This is a genomic window from Micromonospora sp. NPDC051543, assembly GCF_044454415.1.
Classification (GTDB): Bacteria; Actinomycetota; Actinomycetes; order Mycobacteriales; family Micromonosporaceae; genus Micromonospora.
Genome location: NZ_JBITDT010000004.1, coordinates 271,931 through 294,794, shown reverse-complemented (window position 1 = coordinate 294,794; position 22,864 = coordinate 271,931). Strand labels below are relative to the sequence as shown.

Sequence of the window (22,864 nt, the reverse complement as noted above, 5' to 3'; positions counted from 1 at the left end):
TATATCCCGTTCACCGGCCGAAGGCGTCCGATAATCGGACGCTGTTGTCCGTTCCTTGTAGCGTCCCGTAGATTCTTGTTCCGTGTCAACGCAGGTGCCCGCGCTCCTCGACGGCCTGGTGGACGACGCCGCCGTCTTCCCTCCGGGCAGCGCCACGCTGCTCGACGCTCTGAAGGCGCACCGCCAGCACCGCGCAGCCTGGTACGCGGATCTGGTCGGCCCGCTGCTCGTCCCCGCCTCGACCGTCGTGACCGGCGAGCTGAGCGGTTTCGTCGACCCGGCTGAGGGCTTCGTGGTCGGGCTGATCGGTGACACCGGGATCGCCGGCCTGCCGTTCGCGCTCTCCTTCCTGCCGCCCGACGGTGTGACGGCCCGCCAGGTCGAGGTGGCCGTCGCCAAGCGGGGCGAGGACCCGCTACCCGGCATCGCCGAGCTGCTCCGGCTGACCGAGACCCGGCCGGGCGTCGAGTCCGTCTACGCCGAGCTGCCGCTGACCTTCGGCCTGCTGGGCGCCCTGGACGCGCTCGCCGCCGCCCGGGCCGACGGCGTGCCGATCGCCGCCAAGTTCCGCACCGGCGGCCTCGCCGCCGAGCTGTTCCCCACCCCGGCCGAGCTGGCGGCGGTGCTCTGCGCCTGCCGCGACCGCGCGCTGCCGTTCAAGCTCACCGCCGGACTGCACCAGGCGGTACGGCACCTCGATCCGGAGACCGGGTTCACCCACCACGGCTACGCCAACGTGCTTGCCGCGACGCTCGCCGCCGCCGACGGGGAGAGCGTGCGGGTGGTCGCCGAACTGCTGGCCGCCCTCGATCCACGTCCGCTGCTCGAACGCGTCAACGGACGGCTGGACGCGCCGCGCCCGCTCTGGGTCGGCTTCGGCTCGTGCAGCATCCTGGAACCACTTACCGATCTGATCCGGCTGGGGCTGGTGAACGGGGGCTACGACGCATGACCTGGGTGAGCGGCGTTGACGGTTCGCCGTACGGCGTGACGAACCTGCCGTACGGGGTGTTCGCCTCCGCCGGGGACGAGCCGCGGATCGGCGTACGTATCTCCTCGTGGGTGTTCGACCTGGCCGGGGCGGAGGCCGCTGGGCTGCTGCTGGCCGCCGGCGCGCTGGGCCGGCCCACCCTCAACGACTTCATGGCGCTCGGGCGTCCGCAGTGGACGGCGGTCCGCCAGCGGATCGTGGAGCTGCTCACCGACCCGGCGCACCGGCCGGCGGTCGAGCCGCTGCTGGTGCCCCTGGCCGACGTGGAGATGCTGCTCCCGTTCGAGGTGGCCGACTACGTCGACTTCTACTCGTCGGAGCACCACGCGTCGAACGTCGGGCAGATCTTCCGCCCGGGTCAGCCGCCGCTGCTGCCCAACTGGAAGCACCTGCCGATCGGCTACCACGGCCGCGCCGGGACGGTCGTGGTCTCCGGCACGCCGGTGGTCCGGCCGACCGGGCAGCGGGCGTCCGCCGAGGGTCCGGTGACCGGCCCGTCGGTACGCCTCGACATCGAGGCCGAGGTCGGCTTCGTGGTGGGTGTGCCCAGCGCGCTCGGCGACCGAGTCGCGGTGGACGATTTCGCCGATCACGTCTTCGGGGTGGTGCTGGTCAACGACTGGTCGGCCCGCGACATCCAGGCCTGGGAATATCAGCCGCTCGGCCCGTTCCTCGGCAAGTCCTTCGCCACCTCGGTCTCGGCCTGGGTGACGCCGTTGGAAGCGTTGGCCGACGCCTTCGTGCCGGCTCCGGACCAGGACCCGCCGGTCGTCGACTACCTGCGCGACGTGCCGCACCTGGGGCTCGACCTGCGGCTGTCGGTCGAGTGGAACGGTGAACGGGTCAGCGAGCCGCCGTTCGCCGGCATGTACTGGACGCCGGCCCAGCAGTTGGCGCACCTGACCGTGAACGGCGCGTCCCTGCGCACCGGCGACCTGTACGCCTCGGGCACCGTCTCCGGCCCTGAGCGCTCCCAGGTCGGCTCGTTCCTGGAACTGACCTGGGGCGGGGCCGAGCCGGCGAAGGTCGGCGCCGAGAGCCGTACCTTCCTCGCCGACGGCGACACCGTCACCATCACCGCCACCGCGCCCGGGCCGGACGGCACCACCATCGCCCTGGGCGAGGTCACCGGCACGGTCCAGCCGGCCCGCTGAGGCACCCGCCGCCGAGCCGTCTCATCGACGAGACTCTTGGTCGCACCGTCTGTGCGATAACCACACGCCGTTACCCCGTTGATCACGCGGATCAGTCGCCCCGCCACCCCCTTCTGGAGTGGTGGGGCGTCCCGACGCACACGGAGGTACAACGATGCACGATCTCACCGGAGCGCTCTGGCGTACCAGCAGCCGGTCCAACGACCAGGGACTCTGCGTGGAGGTGGCGGACAACCTGGTCGACGTGATCGGCCTGGTCGCGGTCCGCGACTCCAAGGACCAGAGCGGCCCCACACTGGCCGTCAGCCCGCCGGGATGGACAGCGTTCGTCGGGGCGATCAGGTCTGGTCGCTTCGAACGCTGAGCGGTGTCGCGCCGGCGGAACGGACAACGTGGCCTCCGGGGGGTGGAAATTCCGTCCGGGGGCCTCGTCCGGCCCGTACCGCGCGTACCGTCGTTGCCACGGGAGGGTGGCATGTCGACGGTCGCGGTTACCGGTTTCATCGAGGCGGACGCCGTCGATGTCTGGTGCCTGCTGACCGACCTGTCCGACCGGGCCGCCCGACTGACCGGGGCCGGTCCGGTCCAGGTGCTGACCCCGGGCCCGTTCGGGCCGGGCACCGCCTGGCGTGCGGAGCGCGCCCAGCCGGGCGGCGGCACTCTCACCGAGGAGTTCCTGGTCGTGGAGGCGCTCGCGCCCCAGAGGCTGGTGCTCTGCTCCTCCGGTGCCGGTGTGGACTACCGGATCACCTGGCGTCTCCGTCCGGCCCGGCGACGTCGCGGCCCGCGCACCGCGGTCACCGTCACCCAGGAGGCGGTGCCCACCGATCCGTACGGTCGGGTGGTGGCCCTGCTGCTCGGTGGCCTCGCCGCCCGGGCTGTCGAGGTGGCGCTCCGGCGAGACCTCGCCGATCTGGCCGTCGCTGCTCGCGCCGCCGGCTCGCTCGAAGCGGCCTGAGCGCACGTGCCCGGAGCTTGACCCGTACAACCTGACCGGGCTCCGACCCGCTGCGCTGGGTAGGGTGCCGGGCGGAGGTGCGGCATGGGGTTCCCGAGGGGCCGGCGACGGCTCGTGCTGGCGGTGGCGGTGCTACTCGCCGTGGCGGCCGTCGCGGTCGTCGTCCACCGGGTGCTCGCGCCGGCCGAGGTGAGTACGCCGGCCCGAGCTGACTATCCGGCGGCGCCCCAACCCGCGCCCGGTGTGATCGGCCGCCTCCCGGTCGCCCCGTTGATCGTGGACGGGCGGCTGCGGGTGTACGCCGCCCACCGCCAGGTCTATGCCGACCGGCCGGTCGACTGGCGGCACCGCACCACCCCCTACTGGTCGTACCGGCGGTGGCCCGCGGAGCTGACCGGGGTGGTGGCGAGCGGCACCATCGTGGTCAGCCGCTGGTCCGACGGCCGGTTGGTCGCCCTCGACGCGGCCACCGGGCGGGTGCGGTGGCGCGCCGACGGCCCGAAGCCCACCGAGAGCCGGACGGTGGCACGGCGTACGGGTGCGGCAGTCGTCTGGGATCCACGCGGGCTGCACCTCACCGACCTGCCGGACGGCCGCACGGTGGTGGTGGTCAGCGGAGACACCGAGGCGCGCGGGGTCGAGGTGAACGGCGGCCAGATGCTGTGGCGGGTCGACCTGCCCGGCCGGTGCCGCAGCGATGTCGGCACCACCGACGGCGGCCAGCTGGTCGGTCTGGACCGGTGTGCCGGGCCGGCGACCGTCGAGTTCCGGGACGCGGCGACCGGCGCGGTGCGCGAACGGTGGCGACCGCCGGGAGGGTCGGACGAGTTGGTGGTGACTCCGCTCGGTTGTCGTACCGGCTGGTCGGACTGCCAGGCCCTGCGGACGGCGGGGCTGGGTGACGAGGCCGGCCGGGGGTGGCTGGTAGGTGTCGGCGAGCCGGTAGCTGCCCCCGCGCTCGACCCGGCCGGTGCCATCGTGGTGGGTGAGCAGGCCGTGGTGGTGCTCGACGGGGTGGCGGTGGGCCGGTCGGTGCGTACGGGCGAGGAACTGTGGCGGCGTGCCGATCTCGGTGTGACACGGGTCCTGGCCGCGCAGCCCGAGCGGGTGCACCTGCTGACCGAAGCCAACGACCTGGTGACGCTGGACCCGGTGACCGGTACGCAACTGTCCCGCTTCTCGCTTGAGGTCGGTCGGGACGGGACGGGCTGGCTGCCCGGTGCGGTGGGGGTCGGGGGCGGCTACGTCGCGGTGGAACGTCTTCGCAGGCCGGTCGATCCCACCGGCGACGACAGCCGTTACTACCTGACGGCGGAGGCGGTGATCCTGGCCGCCACCTGATCGTGGTGTTCCCGGCAGCCGCAGAACTGAACCGTCCATACCCTTTGTCAATAAAAGGTATGTTTTTCACGGTTCAGGTTCTCCGGAAGGGATCAGCGCATGGGCAGGACACGTAACTATCTGGTGGGTGGCGCGCTGGCCGCCGCGGCGGGCCTTGCCCTGGCGGGTCCGCCGGCGCTCGGCGCAGGTCCCGCCTGGGCGCGTGGGTACGGGAGCGTCCGGGTCGCGCCGTCGGCGGACACCGGCGTGACCTTCGAGATCCTGCCGGCGTCTCCGACGCCCACGCCGACACAACCCCCGCCACCCACGCCCACGCCCACGCAACCCACGCCGGGACCACCCCAGCCCACGCCCAGCCACGGTGGCCGACTGCCGGTCACCGGTTCCGGCGGGTCGACGTTGCTGCTCGCCGGTCTGGGTGTGACCCTGCTGGTGGTCGGTGGGTTCGCCGTCCGCCGGACGAAGGTCTGACGTGCGCCCGCCGTCGGCGGTCGCGCGTCGGGTGGACGCCGGCGTGGTGTCAACGTCCGGCCGGGATCCGCTCCCGTGGCCTCGCGGCGGGAGGTCGACGGGACTGCCGGGAGCGGCGGGCCAGCACCGCGAGACCGGCGAGGAGCGCGAGACCCACGGCGGCCGCCGTCACGATCCAGCCGGACGTCATCCGGGAGACGACGCTGCCCCGTCTGCCGACGTGACCCGCGTCGGGAAACTCGATCCGCGCGCTCAGGCTGTGCTTCACCAGCCCGCTCTCCAGGTGCACCTCGACCTTCCAGGGCCCGTTCGGCAACTCGGCCGGTAGTCGGGCGATGACCTGCCGATGGATCTGGGTCACCTCCTTGCCGGTGCGGGGCGCGGAGGTGGCGGACGCCCAGATCACCCCGATCTCCCGGCGGGGTCAGGCGAGCGCCGCCTCCGCGGCTGCCAGGAACGCGTCGTTCTCGGCCGGGGTGCCGATGGTGGCCCGGACACCGTCCCCGGCGAACGGCCGCACGATCACCCCGCGCGACTCGCACGCCTTGCCGAACGGCACGGACTGCTCGCCGAGCGGCAGCCAGACGAAGTTCGCCTGGCTGGTCGGCACGTCGGGCACGAACTTGCGCAGCGCCTCGGTGACCCGCTCCCGCTCGGCGACGATGAGCGCGCAGCGGCGCTCCATCTCGTCGGCCTGCGCCAGGGCCGCGAGCGCGGCGGCCTGGGCGGTCGTGCTCGTGGAGAACGGCGTCACCACCTTGCGAACCGCCGCCGCCACCGCTGGCTGCGCGACCAGCCAGCCGATCCGCAGCCCGGCGAGGCCCCACGCCTTGGACAGGGTGCGAAGCACCGCCACGTTCGGCCGACCGAGGTAGTCCAGGCCGTCCGGCACCTCGGGGTCCGTGACGAACTCCCGGTACGCCTCGTCGATGACCACCAGCACGTCGTCCGGCACCGAATCGAGGAACCGGTCCAACTCGGCCCGGCGGAGGGCCGTGCCGGTGGGGTTGTTCGGGTTGCAGACCAGGATCATCCGGGTCCGGTCGGTCACGGCCGCCGCCATGGCCGCCAGGTCGTGCCCGTGCCCGGCGTCGTTGGCGACCCGCACGCTTGTCGCGCCGCTGGTCGCCGCGATGATCGGGTACGCCTCGAACGACCGCCACGCGTACAGCACCTCGTCACCCGGCAGGCAGGTGGTCCGTACGAGGTGCTCGGCGAGCGCCACCGACCCGCAGCCCGTGGCGATCCGGTCGGCGTCGACGCCGTACCGCTGGGCCAACGCGTCGCGCAGCGCGACCACGCCCATGTCCGGGTACCGGTGCGAGCCGGCGACCGCCTCGGTGACCGCCTCGACCACGCCCGGCAGCGGCCCGTACGGCACCTCGTTGCTGGCGAGCTTGATGGCCTCCGGCAGACCCAGCTCGCGGGCCAGGTCGGCGGGGCTGCGCCCGGGCACGTAGCTGGGCAGCGCGTCCAGGTCGGCGCGGGTCAGTCGCACCGCCGGCTGGTGGCGTCCGGAGTCGGTCATGGGGTGTCTCCCGAGGGCTGAGGGTGATCGTCGGTGGCGGGGGGACCGGTGGTGGCGGGGACCTCGACGACCACCGTCAGCGCGCGCCGGTCGTGCAGTGCCCGGCGCAGCGGGTGGTCGACGAGCGGCGACACCGAGTCGATGAGCTGGATCAGCAGGCCGATCCCGAAGCAGGGCCAGAGCAGGGTGGGCATGCCCAGTGTCGTCCATCGGCGCAGCGCCCGGCCGAAGCCCAACGGCTGGTCGGCCTCGATGGGGACGGCGCGGATACGCATCACCCGTTTGCCGATGGTCTGCCCGTTGGCGGCCATGGCGGGCACCTCGTACGCCAGCCACAGCGCGGTGGCGATCACCACGATCGCCACCTGGAGGAGCCCGGCCTGCTCGCTGATCGGCGGCAGTCCCTCGCTGGAGGTGTTGCCCTCCATCCCACGCCGGAACGCCTCCCGCCAGTACGGCGTCAGCTCTTCCAGCCACCGCCAGACGAACCAGCCGTTGACGAGCACGTTCAGCGCGAAGACGAGAGCGAAGTCGATCAACCGGGCGACGAGCCGCCGCCCGTAACCGGCCAACCTGAGCCCGTGCGGACGCGGCTCCGGTGGACGGCCGGGCCAGCCAGGGGCCCAGCCGGGCGGCACGCCCTGCGGACCCCAACCGGGAGGTGTGCCCTGCGGGCCCCAACCGGCGGGACCGTTCTGCGGGCCCCAGCCCGGAGGCGGTCCGGCCTGCGGACCGTGTCCGGAGTGCGGCGGGCCGGGATGCGGCGGGCCGGGATGCGGCGGGCCGGGGTGCGGCGGCCAGCCCGGCGTGGTCTCCGCCGAGGCGGCGCCGGCCGGCGCGACCGGGGTGACCGGTACCGGCGGCGGCTCGGGCGGGGGCGGTCCGTCGGGCGGGGTCGCGTCGACGGGGATGGCCGCGCCGAGCCAACCCTCGCCGTCCCAGTAACGACGGGTCTCGCGGTCGGCCGGGTCGACGTACCAGCCGGGCTCCACACTCACGCCGACGCTCCGCTGCCGTACCTGCTGGTCTGCTCGCTCACGAGGCAACCTTAACGACGACCGTCGCGGCGAACTTGTCGTGGAGGCACTGCTGCCAGGGCTTGTCCCAGAGCTGCCAGAAGCCGTCGACGTAACTCAGGCCGGGGACCAGCGAGCACGCCAGGTACTGCACGAGCCACCGACGGCCGGCCATCCGCCGGTCCAGCGTGCGGTTCGGATCGATCGGCACCACGCGCAGCTTCATGATCTTTTTGCCGAGCGTCTGGCCGCCGCGCTTGAGGTACTCCACGTGGTACAGCCAGTAGAGCCCGAGCAGCACGACGAAGAAGCCGAGCTCCGCCAGCAGCAGCGGCAGGAAGAAGTCGGTGAAGACGGTGGCCGGGTCGGGTTCCACGAGCGTGCCGTCCGGGTTGGTCCGGGTCATCTCGCTGAACATCTGCCACCACAGGACCAGGAAGACCGGCAGGAACAGCACCATCGACACGACACTCGCCAGTGCCGAGTCGATGAGCCAGGCCAGCAGCCGGTCACCGAAGCTGGCCAGCGGCTGCCCGCCCGGGCTGAGCGCGGGCGGGGCGACCGGCCAGTGCGGCGGGGCGTACCCGGGTGGGGCGTACTGCGGCGGCACGCCGTACCCCGGTGGGGCCTGGTGCGGCGGCACGCCGTACCCCTGGGGGTGTGGGCCGGGCGATGGCGCGACGCCGCCGGCGGCGGGCGGAGGCCCACCGGCCGGCGGCGTCGGGTACGACGGAGGCTGCGTCACGCTGGACAGTGTTACAGGTTGCCGCGCGCTTCCTGCTCCCGCTCGATGGCCTGGAAGAGCGCCTTGAAGTTGCCCTTGCCGAAGCCCAGCGAGCCGTGCCGCTCGATCAGCTCGAAGAAGACGGTCGGGCGGTCCTGCACCGGCTTGGTGAAGATCTGGAGCAGGTAGCCGTCCTCGTCCCGGTCGACCAGGATCTTGCGCTCCTTGAGCTGCTCGATCGGCACCCGCACGTTGCCGATCCGCTCCCGCAGCTCCGGGTCGTCGTAGTACGAGTCGGGGGTGTCCAGGAACTCGACACCGGCGGCGCGCATCGCGTCGACGCTGGCCACGATGTCGTTGGTCGCGACGGCGATGTGCTGGGCGCCCGGGCCCTGGTAGAACTCCAGGTACTCATCGATCTGCGACTTCTTGCGGGCGATGGCCGGCTCGTTGAGCGGGAACTTCACCTTGCGGGTGCCGTTCGCGACGACCTTGCTCATCAGCGCCGAGTAGTCGGTGGCGATGTCGTCGCCGACGAACTCCGCCATGTTGGAGAAGCCCATCACCCGTTTGTAGAACTCCACCCACTCGTCCATGCGGCCCAGCTCCACGTTGCCGACCACGTGGTCGACGGCCTGGAAGAACCGCTTCGGCTGGATGCCGGCGTCGATCATGGGCTGCCGGTCGACGATCGGGCCGCGCGCCACGAAGCCGGGCAGGAACGGGCCCCGGTAGCGGGACCGGTCGACGAGCGTGTGCCGGGTGTCGCCGTACGCGGCGATGGAGGCCATCCGGACGGTGCCGTTCTCGTCGGTCACGTCGTGCGGCTCGACGACGCCGGTGGCGCCCTGACCGACGGCGTGCGCGTACGCGGCGTCGACGTTCGGCACCTCGAGGGCGATGTCGCTGATGCCGTCGCTGTGCTTCGCCACGTGCTCCGCGCCGTCGGCGTCCGGGCGCACCGCGCCGGTCAGCACGAACCGGGCCGAGCCGCTGGTCAGCACGTACTGGGCGTGGTCGCGGTAACCCTGCTCCGGGCCCCGGTACGCCACGCAGGTCATGCCGAACGCGGTGGAGTAGTAGTGCGCCGCCTGCTTGGCGTTGCCGACCAGGAAGTGCACGTGGTCGAGCCCACGGACGGGGAACGGGTCGTGGCTGATGTCGTGGTCGACAGCGCCGACGAGCCGGTCGATGTCGACGTCCTCGGTCGACTGGGGTCGGTCGATCGCCTGGGTCATGGTGGCCTCCCTCGCGTACCGGCCGGCCTCGTGGGCCGGTTCCTGACCGAAGGATCGCGGTGCGGGCATCGAGTGGGCAACTGTCGACGTAAATGCTGGTCAGGTTGCGCATTCGGTATGGTCTGAACCCGTGAGAGGTGAGCAGGGTGTACAGCTCGACGCGCTCGATGTCCGGTTGGTCGAACTGCTCGCCGAGGAGCCGCGGATCGGGGTGCTGGAGTGCTCCCGGCGGCTCGGCGTGGCCCGGGGCACCGTGCAGGCGCGGCTGGACAAGCTCGTCGAGCGGGGTGTCATCCGGGGCTTCGGTCCGGAGATCTCGCCGGCCGCGATCGGCTTCGGGGTGACCAGCTTCGTCACGCTGGAGATCAGCCAACGGCAGGGCCACGACCCGGTCACCGCCCACCTGGCGGCGATCCCCGAGGTGTTGGAGGCGCACACCATCACCGGCTCCAGCGACCTGCTCTGCCGGATCGTGGCCCGCTCCAACACGGACCTGCAACGGGTGATCGACCAGATCGTCGCCTTCGCCGGCATCACCCGCGCGTCGACGATCATCGCGCTGGCGGAGCAGATTCCCTACCGCACGCTCCCACTGGTCCGCAGCGCCGTAACACCTTCCGGCGCAGAAAGCGCGGCGACACGGCGGCGCGGGCGTACGGAAGATCCGTGATCGTGGCTACGGTGTGCGGGTGGCGAAGGGGAGCGTGCGCGTCGGGCTGCTGGCCGGCCTCGCCGTGGTCGTCGCCCTCGCCGCCACCGGCGTCTGGAATCCGTTCCCCGGCATCTGGGACTGGGTGGACCGCAGCGAACCCATCTCCGAGCCGGACGTGATCTGGCAGCAGCGGGTCGGCGGCACCCCGCGCAGCGTGACCATCGCCGGCGACACCGTCGTGGTCGAGCAGCGCACCCGGGTGGAGGCCCGCAGCCTGGCCACCGGCGCCCAGCTCTGGGAACGCAAGGCGGACTGGTCGGCGGTCGCGGGTGGCGACCGCGATCCGGTCGTCGCCGTGGGCAAGCTCCTGGTCAAGGGGTACGAGCTGCTCGACCCGACCACCGGGGCGGTCCGACGGCGCGACGACGACGCCGTGGCCGTGTGGACGTACCGGAACCTGCTGCTGGACGCCCGCTGCACGGACGCCACCGACTGCACGCTGAGCGCGTGGGACCCGCGCGGCACCAAGCCACTGTGGACGGCCTTCCTGCCCGGGGTGCACAGCGGCCTGCTCGCCGACAACCCCGGCCTGCGCGGCACCCGCCGGCTCACCGCCACCCGCATCGACGACGGAGTGGCCGGGGCCGAGACCGCACCTCCGCTGCTCGGCTTCCCGGTCGACGGCCGGGTGCACGTCGTCGACACCGCCACCGGTCGCGTGCTGCAGAACGTCGAGCCCGGCCGGGACGAGCGGCTGTCGGTGGTGGGCGGTCGGATGCTGCGGATCGCCGCCCGCTCCCAGGACGGCACCTGCTACTTCGCCATCTCCGCGCGGGACCCGGCGACCGGGCAGGAGGCGTGGCAGCGGGCCGGGGTCAACCTGCGCACCGCCGACACCGCCGGCTGTGTCCAGCGCGAGGACCCGCAGGGCGCGCGGAACGTGCTGATCGGCGTCGGCCCGGACGGCCGCGAGGCGGTCATCGACGGGTACGACGGACGGCTGCTCTGGGTCGGCGAGGCCAGCACCAAGCTCGTCGCCGTCGACGACCGCTACGCGGTGTTCCGCTCCGCCGACAAGCGTTCGGTGGTGTCCCGTGAACTCGGCGCCGACAAGGTGCGGTGGACCAGGCCGGCCAGCGCCAAGGCGGGCGCGGCGCTCACCCCGTACGCGGCGGTGCTCGCCGACGAGAAGCCGTCGCGGCTGGTCGCCCTCGACCCGCGCACCGGGCGGGAGCTGGCCGTCCTGCGTACCTCGGCGAACGCCCTCGCCGTCGGCTCGCAGGGCATGATCATCGGCGAGGGTCGGGAGATCGGGTACGTCCGCTTCGGCGCCACGCCCGGCGCCCCCGTCCCGCAGCCCGGCGACGGCGGCAACCCCGGCCCGGTTGGCACCCGCCCGGGGTCGGGTGACGGCAACGGCGACTGCGGGCCCAAGGGTGAGTTGTGCACCGAACCGGACGGCGGCAAGGACGGCTGAGCGGGTGGGACTTCGGGGCGCTGAGCGCTGCCGACCTCGGCGGATGAGAGCGGCGTCCCAGACCCAGCCCGGCGGGTGGGAATGATCGACCGGTCTGCCCTAGGCTTGCCGCTCATGAGCAGTGCCGCCGCATTCTCGTACGCCCCCCTGCTGCCGACCGGCCCCGACCAGACGGAATATCGCCTGGTCACCGACGAGGGCGTGGACGTCGTGCACGGCCCGGGGGGCCGTCGTTTCCTCACCGTGGAGCCGGCCGCGCTGACCGCGCTGACCGCCGAGGCGATGCACGACATCGCCCACTTCCTGCGTCCCGCGCACCTGGCGCAGCTCCGGGCGATCATCGACGACCCGGCCGCGTCGCCGAACGACCGGTTTGTCGCGTTGGACCTGCTGCGCAACGCCAACATCGCCGCCGGCGGGGTGCTGCCGATGTGCCAGGACACCGGCACGGCGATCGTGATGGGCAAGCGTGGCCGGCACGTGCTTACCGACGGCGCGGACGCCGAGGCCATCTCCCGGGGCGTCTACCAGGCGTACACGAGGCTCAACCTGCGCTACTCCCAGCTCGCCCCGCTGACCATGTGGGACGAGCGGAACACCGGCAGCAACCTGCCGGCCCAGGTGGAGCTGTACGCCGAGGACCCGGACGGACACCCGGACGCGTACAAGTTCCTCTTCATGGCCAAGGGCGGCGGCTCGGCCAACAAGTCGTACCTCTACCAGGAGACCAAGGCGCTGCTCAACCCGACGCGGATGATGCAGTTCCTGGAGGAGAAGCTGCGGCTGATCGGCACCGCCGCCTGCCCGCCGTACCACCTGGCCATCGTCATCGGCGGCACCTCCGCCGAGTACGCGTTGAAGACCGCGAAGTACGCCTCCGCGAAGTACCTGGACGCCCTTCCGGCGCAGGGCTCGATGAGCGCCCACGGCTTCCGCGACCTGGAGCTGGAGGCGGAGGTGCTGGAGCTGACCCGCAACTTCGGCATCGGCGCGCAGTTCGGTGGGCGCTACTTCTGCCACGACGTACGGGTGGTGCGGCTGCCCCGGCACGGCGCGTCGTGCCCGGTGGCGATCGCGGTCTCCTGCTCCGCGGACCGACAGGCGGTCGCCAAGATCACCCCGTCGGGCGTGTGGCTGGAGCGCCTCGAAACCGACCCGGCGCGGTTCCTGCCCGAGGTCACCGAGGATGCGCTCGACGCCGAGATGGTCGTCCGGGTCGACCTCAACCGGCCGATGGACGAGATCCGCGCCGAGCTGTCCAAGTACCCGGTCAAGACCCGCCTGTCGTTGTCCGGCCCGCTCGTCGTGGCCCGGGACATCGCCCACGCCAAGATCGCCGAGCGGCTGGACGCCGGTGAACCGATGCCGCAGTACCTGCGCGACCACGCCGTCTACTACGCCGGCCCGGCGAAGACGCCCGAGGGGTACGCGTCGGGCTCCTTCGGCCCGACCACGGCCGGCCGAATGGACGCGTACGTGGAGAAGTTCCAGGCCGCCGGCGGCTCGCAGGTGATGCTGGCCAAGGGCAACCGGTCGGGTCAGGTGACCCGCTCCTGCCAGCAGTACGGCGGCTTCTACCTCGGCTCGATCGGCGGCCCGGCGGCCCGGCTCGCCCAGGACTGCATCAAGCACGTAGAGGTGCTCGAATACCCCGAGCTGGGGATGGAGGCGGTCTGGAAGATCGAGGTGGAGGACTTCCCCGCCTTCATCGTCGTCGACGACAAGGGCAACGACTTCTTCGCCGAGGTCACCAAGCCGGTGCTCACCATCGGCCGCCGCTGACCGCTGGGTCACGCCGAGAGGCGCCAGGCATGACGCCTGGCGCCTCTCGCGTCGGTAGCACCTCCACCGACATCGGTACGCCCGCCCGCTGGGGGGTGGGACGGGCGCACCGCCCCCGTCGGATGTCGTCACCGGCAACCTTGGAACAAGTCTGCGGCGCACCACACTCGATCCGCTCTCACATCACTATCACCGGACTTCGTCGACCTGTGACCGCCGGACTACGCTGCTGAACGTTGTGCCATGAACACGGGGGAGCAGATGCGGTTCGGAATCCTGGGGCCTCTGCGCGTCGGCGGTGGCGAGTCCACCGTCACCGCGGGCCGGGACCGGGTCGTGCTCGCGATGCTGCTGCTGCGTGCCGGACGGCTGGTGCCGGTCGAGGAGCTGATCGACGCGGTCTGGGAGGAGAATCCACCGGCCACCGCGCGTGCCCAGTTGCAGACCTGCGTGTCGCGGCTGCGGCGTCGCCTCGCCGAGCTGGGGCTGACCCCGGAGACCATCGTCACCGACCCGGCCGGGTACGGCGTCCGTACCGCCCCCGCCGATGTGGACGCGCACCTCTTCGCCCGTGGCGTCGAGGTGGCCCGCGCGGCCGGTGCGGCCGGTCGCCTGGTCGACGCCCGTACGCACTTCCGGGCGGCCCTGGCCCTGTGGCGGGGGCCCGCCCTGAGCGGCATCACCAGCCGCAGCGTCCGTCGCCGGGCGCAGGCGCTGGACGAGCAGCGGCTGACCGTGCTGGAGGAGTGCGTCGACGTCGAGCTGCGCCTCGGGCGGGCCGCCGAGTTGATCGAGGAGTTGACCGAGAGCGTCGATCGGCATCCGCTGCGGGACCGGCTGCGGGCTCAACTGATGCTCGCGTTGTCCTCGGTGGGTCGGCAGGCGGACGCGCTCGCGGTCTACCGGGAGGGCCGACGGTTCTACGCCGACGAGCTGGGGCTCGAACCGGGGGCCGAGTTGCAGGAGCTGCACCAGCGGGTACTCGCCGGTGACCTGGCCCTGGCCGGGCGGGAGGTGCGGTCCTCGGCCCCGGTGCGGTCGCTGCCCCGCGCGATCGGCGACTTCACCGGTCGCCAGCAGACGCTCGCGCGGTTGGTGAAGGACGTGGAGGCCGGCGCGCACATCCAGCTCATCGACGGGATGGCCGGCAGCGGCAAGACCGCGCTGGCGGTACACGCCGCTACCGCTCTCGCGGACAGCTATCCGGACGCGCAGCTCTACATCGACCTGCACGGCCACAGCGAACGCACCCCGCTGACCCCGTCCGCCGCGGTGGCCACCCTGCTACGGCAACTCGGCGTGCCCAGCGACCGGATGCCGACGAACCAGGACGACCGGTTGGCGCTGTGGCGTACGGAGCTGGCCGGCCGGCGGGCCCTGCTGGTGCTGGACAATGCCGGCACCGCCGACCAGGTGACACCGCTGTTGCCCAACGGCTCGCACTGTCTGATCCTGGTGACCAGCCGTCGCCGGCTGGTTGGGGTGGACGAGGGGCGGCCATTCTCGCTGCCGGTGCTCGACCCGGACGAGGCGGTCGAACTGCTCGGGCACGTGGTCGGTTCCGACCGGGTGGCTGCCGAACCGGAAGCGGCAGCCGAGGTGGTGCGGCGGTGCGGTCACCTGCCCCTCGCCATCCGGCTGGCCGGTGCCCGGCTGGCCCATCGGCCCCGCTGGCGTGTCGCCGATCTCGCCGAGCGACTGACGACCCGACCCGACCCGCTGGCCGAGTTCGAGGCCGGCGACCGGTCCGTCGGTCGGGCCTTCGCCCTGTCGTACGCCCAAGTTTCGCCGCCGTCGCAGCGCGCGTTCCGACTGCTGGGACTGCACCCGGGGGTACGGTTCGACACCCCGGTCGCCGCCGCCCTCGCCGAACTGCCCCTGCCCGATGCACAGGATCTGCTGGACGAGTTGGTAGACGCGCACCTGGTGGAGGAGGCGGAGCCGGGGCGGTACCGGTTGCACGACCTGGTTCGCGAGTACGCCCGGACCCTGGTCGCCGAGCCGGAGCGGGCTGCCGAGCGGCGGGACGGCATCGAGCGACTGCTTGATCATCACTTGCACGTCGCCACGGCGATCGCCCGCAGTCGGGAATTGTCCGCCGCTCGTCCGCTGCTCGTGGTGGCGGAGCCGCTCCGGCCCGACCTGGCCGTGAGCGTCGCCGAGCAGGGCCGAGCCTGGTTCGACGAGAACCTGGCCCTGTGGCCCGCCCTGGTCCGCCTGGCCGAGACGGAGGGCTTCCTTCGCTACTGCTGGCAGTTGGCCAGGGCATGTTGGTACGCCCAGTTCGAGAGCGGCCGCCTGGACGAGCTGCTCGAGACGCACTACGCCGGCCTGCGCGCGGCGGAGGGGTTGGGCGACGAGAAGGCGGTGGCGACGTTGCTCAACTATCTCGCGTCGGCCCACTACCGGCTGGGCGACTTTCCCGAGGCGATCCGGGTGATGAAGAGGTCGCTCGACATCTTCCGCCGGCTCGGTCTGCGCCGCGAATTTCGCAACACACTCGGCAACCTGGGGATCTCGTACGCCGCCAACTTCGAGTTCCAGCAGGCTCTGGAGTGCTACGACGCCGCCCGGGAGTTGGCGACGCGGATGCGCGACACGGCCGCGCTGTCGAACGAACTCAACAACCTGTCGTTGACCCTGCTGCTGTGGGGTCGGCTCGACGAGGCGGTGTTCACGGCCCGCAAGCACCTGGGGATCGCCCGTGAGATCGGCGACCCGCGCCGGATCGGCAACGCCGTGGGGCATCTCGGGATGGCCCGGCACCGGCTGGGCGATCGGGTACCGGCCGGCCGGCTGCTGCGGGCCGCGCTGAGAATGAAGCGGCAGGTGGGCGCCCGGTTCGGCGAGGGCGAACTGCTTAACGAGATCGGGGTGATGGAACGCGAGGCCGGCCGCCCGGAGCGGGCCGCCGGGCTGCACCGCTCGGCGCTCGTCGCGATGACCGAGGCTGGTGACCGCGTCGCCCAGTGCAGCTCGCGCAACCTGCTGGCCAGGGCCATCTTGGCCCAGGGCGACGTGACCAGTGCCCTCGATCTGCACCGCCGGGTACTCGCCGACGCGAACCAACTCGGCGCTCGATACGAGCAGGGCCGGGCGCTGGAGGGCATCGGCCGGTGCCTCCGTACGACCGACCGGGCGGCAGCCCGCGCCCACCTGACCCGGGCGCTCGACCTGTATCGGCAGATCGACGTGCCGGAGCGACACGAGGTGGAGCGGCTGCTCGCCGAGCTGGGCTGACGGATCATCTGCGGTTCGGCCGTGGGCGCGGCAGGATGGTACGCGTGACGACTCCAGAGGCGACCGGTTACCGGATCGAACGCGACTCGATGGGTGAGGTCGAGGTGCCCGCCGAGGCGCTGTGGCGGGCGCAGACGCAGCGCGCGGTGCAGAACTTTCCGATTTCCGGCCGGGGCATCGAGCCCGCCCAGATCAAGGCCCTGGCCCAGATCAAGGGTGCGGCGGCCGAGGTCAACGGCGAGCTGGGCGTGATCGACGCCAACGTGGCCGCCGCGATCGCCGCCGCCGCGGCGCACGTGGCCGACGGTGGGTACGACGACCAGTTCCCGGTCGACGTCTTCCAGACCGGTTCGGGGACGTCGTCCAACATGAACGCCAACGAGGTGATCGCGACCCTGGCGAGCCGGGAGCTGGGCTCGCCGGTGCACCCGAACGACCACGTCAACGCGTCCCAGTCCAGCAACGACGTGTTCCCGTCCTCGATCCACCTGGCCGCCACCCAGTTCATCGCCGAGGACCTGCTGCCGTCGCTGACCCACCTTGCCGAGGCGCTGGAGGGCAAGGCGTCCGAGTTCGAGACGGTGGTGAAGGCGGGGCGTACGCACCTGATGGACGCCACTCCGGTCACCCTCGGGCAGGAGTTCGGCGGGTACGCCGCCCAGGTCCGCTACGGCATCGAGCGGTTGGAGGGCTCGCTGCCCCGGCTGGCCGAACTGCCGCTGGGCGGTACCGCCGTGGGCACCGGCATCAACACGCCGCTCGGCTTCGCCGCCGCCGTGATCGGCAAGCTGCGCGAGTCGACCGGGCTGCCACTGTCGGAGGCCCGTAACCACTTCGAGGCGCAGGGCGCCCGCGACGCCCTGGTGGAGACCTCCGGGCAGCTCCGTACCATCGCGGTGGGCCTCTACAAGGTCGCGAACGACATCCGCTGGATGGGTTCCGGCCCCCAGGCCGGCCTGCGGGAGCTGCGCATCCCCGACCTTCAGCCCGGCTCGTCGATCATGCCGGGCAAGGTCAACCCCGTGGTCGCCGAGGCGATGCGGCAGGTCTGCGCCCAGGTCATCGGCAACGACGCGACAGTCGGGTTCGCCGGCTCCCAGGGCGACTTCGAGCTGAACGTCATGCTCCCGGTGATGGGCCGCAACCTGCTGGAGTCGATCCGGCTGCTCGCCGCCGCGAGTCGGCTGTTCGCCGACCGCCTGGTGGCTGGCCTGGTCGCGGACGCCGAGGTCTGTCTGGCGTACGCCGAGGGCTCACCGTCGATCGTCACCCCGCTGAACCGCTACCTCGGGTACGACGAGGCCGCCTCCATCGCCAAGGAGGCGCTGGCGAAGCAGGCGTCGATCCGCGAGGTCGTCATCTCCCGAGGGCACGTCGACTCCGGCAAGCTCACCGAGACCCAGTTGGACGAGACGCTGGACCTGCTCCGGATGACCCACCCCTGACCGGTTGCCGGGCGACTCCTCGCCGGCCGACGTGCCGAGGCCGCCGCGCAGCGCGCGCCGACGCGGCTGACGCAGCCGACGAGCGTCTTCAGGGCGGGTCCCCGCGCGGTGTCGCCCAGGCGAGGAACCGCATGTAGAGGGCCTTCGGGTCCGGGCCGTCGTGCGGGTTGAGCCGGTACAGGTCGGCGGCCGCGTCGTGCAGGATCGTGCACAGGTAGATGCTCAGGGCGATCCGGTCGTGGGCGTACTCCTGGCGCAGGGCGAGTCGGGCCACCGGGCACGGCCACGGCGCGGCGCAGACCCGGCAGAGCCACAACGGCCGCAACGGCAGGTGCGGTCGACGGGGTACGGCCGCGCGGTCGTCCGAGACGTTCCGGGACATGGTGTGGGAGTCCTTTCGAGCTGAATCGCTGGCGACCTCACCCCCGCACCCGATCAAGATCGTGCTCGATCCTGGATGTAGTGGCCTCGGCACGTCCGGAGGCCACTGTTTCCACGATCGAGCACGATCTTGCGGGGTGGGACCGCCCGGCACGGGGGTTCGGGCGGTCCCGGGCGATGCCGCTGGCCCGGGGGACGGGGAGCGGCGTCGCACTTCACAGTCTGGTGATCGGACGACTACGGTCGGAAGGGTTCGGCCGACCTGTCGGGGCTGCCCTGTTTCCGGGTGGTGCCGGCTCTGTTGGCCGTCTGGAATTGATCGCCGGCGGGTTGGAGAGTGGTCGGGCATGGCCGATGGGCAGATGACGGCGGCGGCGTTCCTGGTCGCGGAGCTGCGCCGGGCGCGGGCTCGCCGAGGCTGGAGCCAGGACGAGCTGGCCAAGGCGGTCAACTACTCGCCGTCCATGGTCAGCGCGGTCGAGCTGGGCCAGCAGCCGCCCACCGCGAAGTACCTGGAACTCCTCGACCGCGCCCTGGACACCGGCGGCCTCTTCAGCCGCATGTCCACCGAGTTGGTCAGCCTGGACAAGGCTCAGGTCTGGCTGCGTGGTTGGCGTGCGATCCTCGCGGAAGCGCGGGCGCTGCGGTGGTTCGACCCGCTGCACATTCCTGGGCTGCTGCAAACCGAGGGCTATGCCCGTGCGATCTTCGAGTCCGATCGGCTGCTCGATGCCGAAGAGGTGGAGCGTCGGCTGGCGGACAGGCTGGACAGCCAGCAGGTTCTTTACCAGGACCGACCGCCGCACCTCGTCGCGGTAGCCGATGAGGCTGTTCTGCGGCGGCGCGTTGGCGGCCGCAAGGTGATGTGTGAGCAGGCCCTGCACCTGGCTCGGCTGGGGACCGAGCATCCTCGGGTGCAGCTACATGTGGTGCCGCGCAGCGCGGAGGAATATCCCGGCCTGAACGGCCCGTTCATACTCGCCACGCTTGCCGACCACAGCGACCTTGCCTACCTTGGTGGTCAGATCGGTGGCCAGGAACTCGATCTGCCGGCCGATCTGCTCCACCTACAATGGACCTGGGAAGCGACCCTCGGGCAGGCGTTACCTCCGCAGGAGTCGATCGAGTTGCTGAGAGAAGTGGCGGAGTCGTGGAGCTGACCCGAGCCCAGTGGCGAAAGAGTAGCCGCAGTGGTTCCAACGACCAGTGCGTCGAGGTGGCTACGGATCTGGGGGGCGTGGTCGGGGTGCGGGACAGTAAGGACCCGGACGGACCCGTGCTGGTGGTCGACGCGTACTCCTGGCGGCTCTTCGTGGTCGCGCCCCCGCGCTGACGCGACCGCCCTGCCCGCGACGGTGGTCGCGGGGTTTCCTGCGCAACTTCACCGTTGTTGCTGCTTCCGCGCGGCGTGAGGCAGCAGTTTCCCCGAAGTTGCGCGGATCTTGCGGAAAACCGCGGCGGCCTGCGGGGTAATCGGCTCGACGGTGTCCGCGTGGCGGCGGGATGATGCGGGGCATGCGGGACGGCGATGGCGATGGCGTGTCGACCGAGCGGCTGCGGATGCGCCGGTTGACGATGGCCGACGTGGACGCGTTCGTCGAGCTGGACGGCGATCCCGAGGTGATGCGGTTCCTGACCGGCGGCGTCGCCACCCCGTTGGAGGCGATCCGGGACGAGCAGTTGCCCATGCTGCTCGCCCAGTACGAGCGGCATCCCGGCCTGGGGCGTTGGGCGGCGCTCGACCGGGCGTCCGGTGAGTTCCTGGGGTGGTTCGCGCTCGACCCGTCGGCGGACGGCACCGAGGCCGAGTTGGGCTACCGGCTGCGCCGCGCGGCCTGGGGGCGTGGCCTGGCGACGGAGGGGTCCCGGGCGCTGGTCCGGTACGCGCTCGACGTGGTGGGCGTGCGCCGGGTGTGGGCGCAGACGATGGCGGTGAACGAGCGGTCGCGCCGGGTGATGGAGAAGGCGGGGCTGCGTTACGTGCGCACGTTCCACCTGGACTTCGACGACCCGATCCCGGGGACCGAGCAGGGCGAGGTGGAGTACGAGCTGCTGGCCGCCGACGTCGCTCAGGACCGGCCGGCGGCCTTGCGCGCCCGGTAGGCGGTCACGGCGGCGCGGTTGCCGCAGCCGGCCTCGCAGAACCGCCGCGACCGGTTGCGGGACAGGTCGACGACGACGTTGTCGCAGTCCGGGTGCTCGCAGATGCGCAGCCGGCTCAGCTCGCCGGTCCGGACCAGGTCGGCGATGGCCATGGCCGCCTCCACCGCCATGCGGGTGGCCAGCGGCGCGTCGCGGGGCACGGCGTGCAGGTGGTACGGCTCGTCGTCGTGCTCGATGAGCTGCGGCAGTGCCCGGTGTTCGCGGAGCAGGCCGTTGATGATGTCGACGACCTCGGGCGGTTCGGCGTCCCAGATGCGGCGCAGGCGGGGGCGCAACTGTCGTACGGCGTGTAGCTCCGCGTCGGTGTGCTCGTGCCGTCCGCTGTAGGCGTGCCGGAGAAAGAACGCGTCCAGCGCGGCGACGTCGGGCAGCAGCTCGCCGTCGCGGCCTCCGGTGTTGACCAGCGCGGTGGCGGCGATCAGCGAGCATTCGGTGTCATGAGCGAATAGCAACTTGACTCCTGTCACGGTGGCCGCCTAGCGTCATGGGCACAAGGATAGTTTGCCCATGACACACGTGCCGCAGCGAGGAGCGCGAGATGCCGCAACGACCCGCCGTCGGCGCCGCGTTGGCGCTCCTCTCCGCCGTCACGTTCGCCACCTCGGGCACCTTCGCGCGCTCACTCATCGAGGCCGGATGGTCGGCCGAGGCCGCTGTCGTCGCCCGGGTCGGGGTGGCCGCCCTGGTGCTCGCGATCCCCGCCCTGCTGGCGCTGCGCGGCAGGTGGCACGTGCTGCGCGACAACAGCTCCGCGGTCGTGATGTTCGGCCTGCTCGGGGTCGCCCTGGCGCAGGTGTGCTTCTTCAACGCGGTGCGCTACCTGCCGGTCGGCATCGCGCTCCTGCTGGAATACCTGGGCATCATCCTCGTCGTCGGCTGGATGTGGCTGCGGCATGGCCAGCGCCCCCGGCGGCTCACCGTGGCCGGCTCCGTTGCCGCGCTGTGCGGGTTGGTGTTCGTCCTGGACCTCACCGGCAACGCCGCCTTCGACCCGGTCGGCGTGGTCTGGGGGCTGGGCGCCGCGTTCGGTCTGGCCGGCTACTTCGTACTCGCCGGCCGGGTCGACCCCCGCCTGCCCTCGGTCGCCATGGCCAGCGGCGGGATGGCCGTCGGCGCGGCCGTGCTGCTGCTCATCGGGGTGACCGGGCTGCTGCCGCTGCGCGCCACGTTCGGCGAGGTCACCTTCGCCGGGCACCGCACCACCTGGCTGCTGCCCATCGTCGGGCTCACCCTCGTCGCCGCCGTGATCGCGTACCTGGCCGGCATCGCCGGCAACCGGATCCTCGGGCCGCGGCTGTCGTCGTTCGTCGGGCTGACCGAGGTGCTGTTCGCCGTACTCATCGCCTGGCTGTTCCTCGACGAACTCCCGACCGCCTGGCAACTCCTCGGTGGCCTGCTGATCGTCGCCGGGGTCGCTCTGGTACGCCTCGACGAGCTGCGCGGCGTGCCCGCGCCCGCCGCGCCGGAGCCCGCGCTGACGGCCGGCACCCGGTGAGGTCGGCCGCCCGGTGAGAGAGTGGCGGACGTGCTGACCACTGTGGTGTTCGACGCCGACGAGACCCTGCTCGACCTGCGGCCCGCGGTGACCGGCGGGCTGTCGGCCGTCCTCGACGAGATGCGGCGTCGCACCTCGGACGCGGCCGGCGTGACGCTCGCCGAGCTGGAGTCCGACTGGGGAGCGGTCTTCGGTGAGCTGAGCGCCGCTCCGGTCATGGAGATCCGCCGGGCCGCGCTGGCCCGGTCGCTGGCCCGCGCCGGCCTCGGCGACCACCTCGACGAGATCGCCGACCTCTTCTTCGCCCGCCGGTTCGCCCTCACCCGGCCGTTCCCGGACGTCCCACCGGCACTGGTGGCGCTGCGCCGCCGGTACACGCTGGGCTTCGCCACGAACGGCAACAGCCGCGCCGAACGCTGCGGGCTCGCCGGCGAGTTCGCCTTCGAGGTGTACGCGCACGAGAACGGCCTGCCCAAGAAGCCCGCCCCGGAGTTCTTCGCGGCGGTGGTCGAGGTTGCCGGGGTGCCCGCCGAGCAGATCGTGTACGTCGGCGACTCGTGGGAGCACGACGTGGTGGCGCCCCGACGGGCCGGCCTGCGGTCGGTGTGGCTGAACCGGCACGGGCTGCCCCGTCCGGCCGGTCTCATCCCGGACGCGGCGGTGTCCACCCTGGCCGAACTGCCCACTGTCCTGTCGGATCTGCCGGCGGCATCGTCCGACCGGGTGGATCTGGCCGTCGGCCAGGGCGGATGAAGGACAGATTCACCGGCATAACGGACGTTCATCTGGCGGGAACCCGCCGGGTGTT

General features: G+C 72.0%; 23 protein-coding genes. 16 read left to right on the top strand and 7 right to left on the bottom strand.

All coding sequences use genetic code 11. The features are described from left to right. Positions 1-82: 82 nt before the first annotated feature. The 6 genes from ACIA3K_RS09285 (at position 83) to ACIA3K_RS09260 (ending at position 4,915) form a co-directional block, all read left to right on the top strand. Positions 83-952, top strand: a complete 870-nt coding sequence (locus ACIA3K_RS09285; protein ID WP_396800109.1) for a hypothetical protein — start codon at positions 83-85, stop codon at positions 950-952. Then, complete coding sequence (fahA, locus tag ACIA3K_RS09280) at positions 949-2,145, top strand: fumarylacetoacetase (RefSeq protein WP_396800108.1); 1,197 nt, start codon at positions 949-951, stop codon at positions 2,143-2,145. The genes ACIA3K_RS09285 and fahA overlap by 4 nt, the downstream gene beginning before the upstream one ends. Positions 2,146-2,299: 154 nt before the next feature. Next, positions 2,300-2,509 carry a DUF397 domain-containing protein gene (locus ACIA3K_RS09275; protein ID WP_355050986.1) on the top strand — a complete coding sequence of 70 codons (210 nt, stop codon included), beginning with the start codon at positions 2,300-2,302 and terminating at the stop codon, positions 2,507-2,509. Between the two features lie 111 nt (positions 2,510-2,620). Further along, entirely contained in the window at positions 2,621-3,103 is a 483-nt protein-coding gene (locus tag ACIA3K_RS09270) for an SRPBCC family protein (protein ID WP_396800106.1), read from the top strand. An 84-nt stretch (positions 3,104-3,187) separates the two neighbouring features. Further along, entirely contained in the window at positions 3,188-4,444 is a 1,257-nt protein-coding gene (locus ACIA3K_RS09265) for a PQQ-binding-like beta-propeller repeat protein (protein WP_396800105.1), read from the top strand. Between the two features lie 99 nt (positions 4,445-4,543). Beyond that, complete coding sequence (locus ACIA3K_RS09260; RefSeq protein ID WP_396800104.1) at positions 4,544-4,915, top strand: LPXTG cell wall anchor domain-containing protein; 372 nt, start codon at positions 4,544-4,546, stop codon at positions 4,913-4,915. A gap of 49 nt (positions 4,916-4,964) precedes the next feature. On the opposite strand, the gene ACIA3K_RS09255 is transcribed toward ACIA3K_RS09260, so the two are convergent. The 5 genes from ACIA3K_RS09255 to hppD are packed head-to-tail and all read right to left on the bottom strand — an operon-like array spanning position 4,965 to position 9,421. Further along, positions 4,965-5,321, bottom strand: coding sequence for a hypothetical protein (locus tag ACIA3K_RS09255; RefSeq protein ID WP_396800103.1), 357 nt, complete (start codon positions 5,319-5,321; stop codon positions 4,965-4,967). Positions 5,322-5,339: 18 nt separating this feature from the next. Then, complete coding sequence (gene hisC / locus ACIA3K_RS09250) at positions 5,340-6,443, bottom strand: histidinol-phosphate transaminase (RefSeq protein ID WP_396800102.1); 1,104 nt, start codon at positions 6,441-6,443, stop codon at positions 5,340-5,342. Then, positions 6,440-7,441: an RDD family protein gene (locus tag ACIA3K_RS09245; RefSeq protein WP_396800101.1), complete on the bottom strand. Its 1,002-nt coding sequence runs from the start codon at positions 7,439-7,441 to the stop codon at positions 6,440-6,442. Before ACIA3K_RS09245 ends, hisC begins: the two co-directional genes overlap by 4 nt. A gap of 37 nt (positions 7,442-7,478) precedes the next feature. Then, positions 7,479-8,204: an RDD family protein gene (locus ACIA3K_RS09240; protein WP_396800100.1), complete on the bottom strand. Its 726-nt coding sequence runs from the start codon at positions 8,202-8,204 to the stop codon at positions 7,479-7,481. Between the two features lie 11 nt (positions 8,205-8,215). Then, complete coding sequence (hppD, locus tag ACIA3K_RS09235; RefSeq protein WP_355050977.1) at positions 8,216-9,421, bottom strand: 4-hydroxyphenylpyruvate dioxygenase; 1,206 nt, start codon at positions 9,419-9,421, stop codon at positions 8,216-8,218. A gap of 130 nt (positions 9,422-9,551) precedes the next feature. On the opposite strand from hppD, the gene ACIA3K_RS09230 reads away from it, so the two are divergent. The 5 genes from ACIA3K_RS09230 (at position 9,552) to ACIA3K_RS09210 (ending at position 18,017) form a co-directional block, all read left to right on the top strand. Then, positions 9,552-10,091, top strand: a complete 540-nt coding sequence (locus tag ACIA3K_RS09230; RefSeq protein ID WP_396800099.1) for an Lrp/AsnC family transcriptional regulator — start codon at positions 9,552-9,554, stop codon at positions 10,089-10,091. A gap of 13 nt (positions 10,092-10,104) precedes the next feature. Then, on the top strand, positions 10,105-11,550 hold the full coding sequence (locus ACIA3K_RS09225) for a PQQ-binding-like beta-propeller repeat protein (RefSeq protein WP_396800097.1): 1,446 nt from the start codon (positions 10,105-10,107) through the stop codon (positions 11,548-11,550). Positions 11,551-11,664: 114 nt separating this feature from the next. Continuing rightward, positions 11,665-13,332: a fumarate hydratase gene (locus ACIA3K_RS09220; RefSeq protein WP_396800096.1), complete on the top strand. Its 1,668-nt coding sequence runs from the start codon at positions 11,665-11,667 to the stop codon at positions 13,330-13,332. A 261-nt stretch (positions 13,333-13,593) separates the two neighbouring features. Continuing rightward, positions 13,594-16,572, top strand: a complete 2,979-nt coding sequence (locus tag ACIA3K_RS09215) for a BTAD domain-containing putative transcriptional regulator (protein ID WP_396800299.1) — start codon at positions 13,594-13,596, stop codon at positions 16,570-16,572. Positions 16,573-16,607: 35 nt separating this feature from the next. Continuing rightward, the gene (locus tag ACIA3K_RS09210; protein ID WP_396800095.1) at positions 16,608-18,017 is read left to right on the top strand and encodes a class II fumarate hydratase; all 1,410 of its coding nucleotides are present in this window, start codon (positions 16,608-16,610) and stop codon (positions 18,015-18,017) included. An 88-nt stretch (positions 18,018-18,105) separates the two neighbouring features. On the opposite strand, the gene ACIA3K_RS09205 is transcribed toward ACIA3K_RS09210, so the two are convergent. Beyond that, positions 18,106-18,399, bottom strand: coding sequence for a hypothetical protein (locus ACIA3K_RS09205; protein ID WP_396800093.1), 294 nt, complete (start codon positions 18,397-18,399; stop codon positions 18,106-18,108). Positions 18,400-18,745: 346 nt separating this feature from the next. On the opposite strand from ACIA3K_RS09205, the gene ACIA3K_RS09200 reads away from it, so the two are divergent. From ACIA3K_RS09200 to ACIA3K_RS09190, 3 genes are all read left to right on the top strand, one after another. After that, positions 18,746-19,558, top strand: a complete 813-nt coding sequence (locus ACIA3K_RS09200; protein ID WP_396800091.1) for a Scr1 family TA system antitoxin-like transcriptional regulator — start codon at positions 18,746-18,748, stop codon at positions 19,556-19,558. Beyond that, complete coding sequence (locus ACIA3K_RS09195) at positions 19,549-19,731, top strand: DUF397 domain-containing protein (RefSeq protein WP_396800089.1); 183 nt, start codon at positions 19,549-19,551, stop codon at positions 19,729-19,731. The genes ACIA3K_RS09200 and ACIA3K_RS09195 overlap by 10 nt, the downstream gene beginning before the upstream one ends. Before the next feature lie 182 nt (positions 19,732-19,913). After that, positions 19,914-20,501: a GNAT family N-acetyltransferase gene (locus ACIA3K_RS09190; RefSeq protein ID WP_396800088.1), complete on the top strand. Its 588-nt coding sequence runs from the start codon at positions 19,914-19,916 to the stop codon at positions 20,499-20,501. Here the strand turns inward: ACIA3K_RS09190 and ACIA3K_RS09185 are convergent. Beyond that, the gene (locus ACIA3K_RS09185) at positions 20,468-21,013 is read right to left on the bottom strand and encodes a CGNR zinc finger domain-containing protein (protein ID WP_396800087.1); all 546 of its coding nucleotides are present in this window, start codon (positions 21,011-21,013) and stop codon (positions 20,468-20,470) included. The genes ACIA3K_RS09190 and ACIA3K_RS09185 overlap by 34 nt on opposite strands. A gap of 86 nt (positions 21,014-21,099) precedes the next feature. Here ACIA3K_RS09185 and ACIA3K_RS09180 point away from each other — a divergent pair, with 86 nt between their 5' ends. Then, positions 21,100-22,056, top strand: coding sequence for an EamA family transporter (locus tag ACIA3K_RS09180; protein WP_396800086.1), 957 nt, complete (start codon positions 21,100-21,102; stop codon positions 22,054-22,056). A gap of 30 nt (positions 22,057-22,086) precedes the next feature. After that, entirely contained in the window at positions 22,087-22,809 is a 723-nt protein-coding gene (locus ACIA3K_RS09175) for an HAD family hydrolase (RefSeq protein ID WP_396800085.1), read from the top strand. Positions 22,810-22,864: the final 55 nt, after the last annotated feature.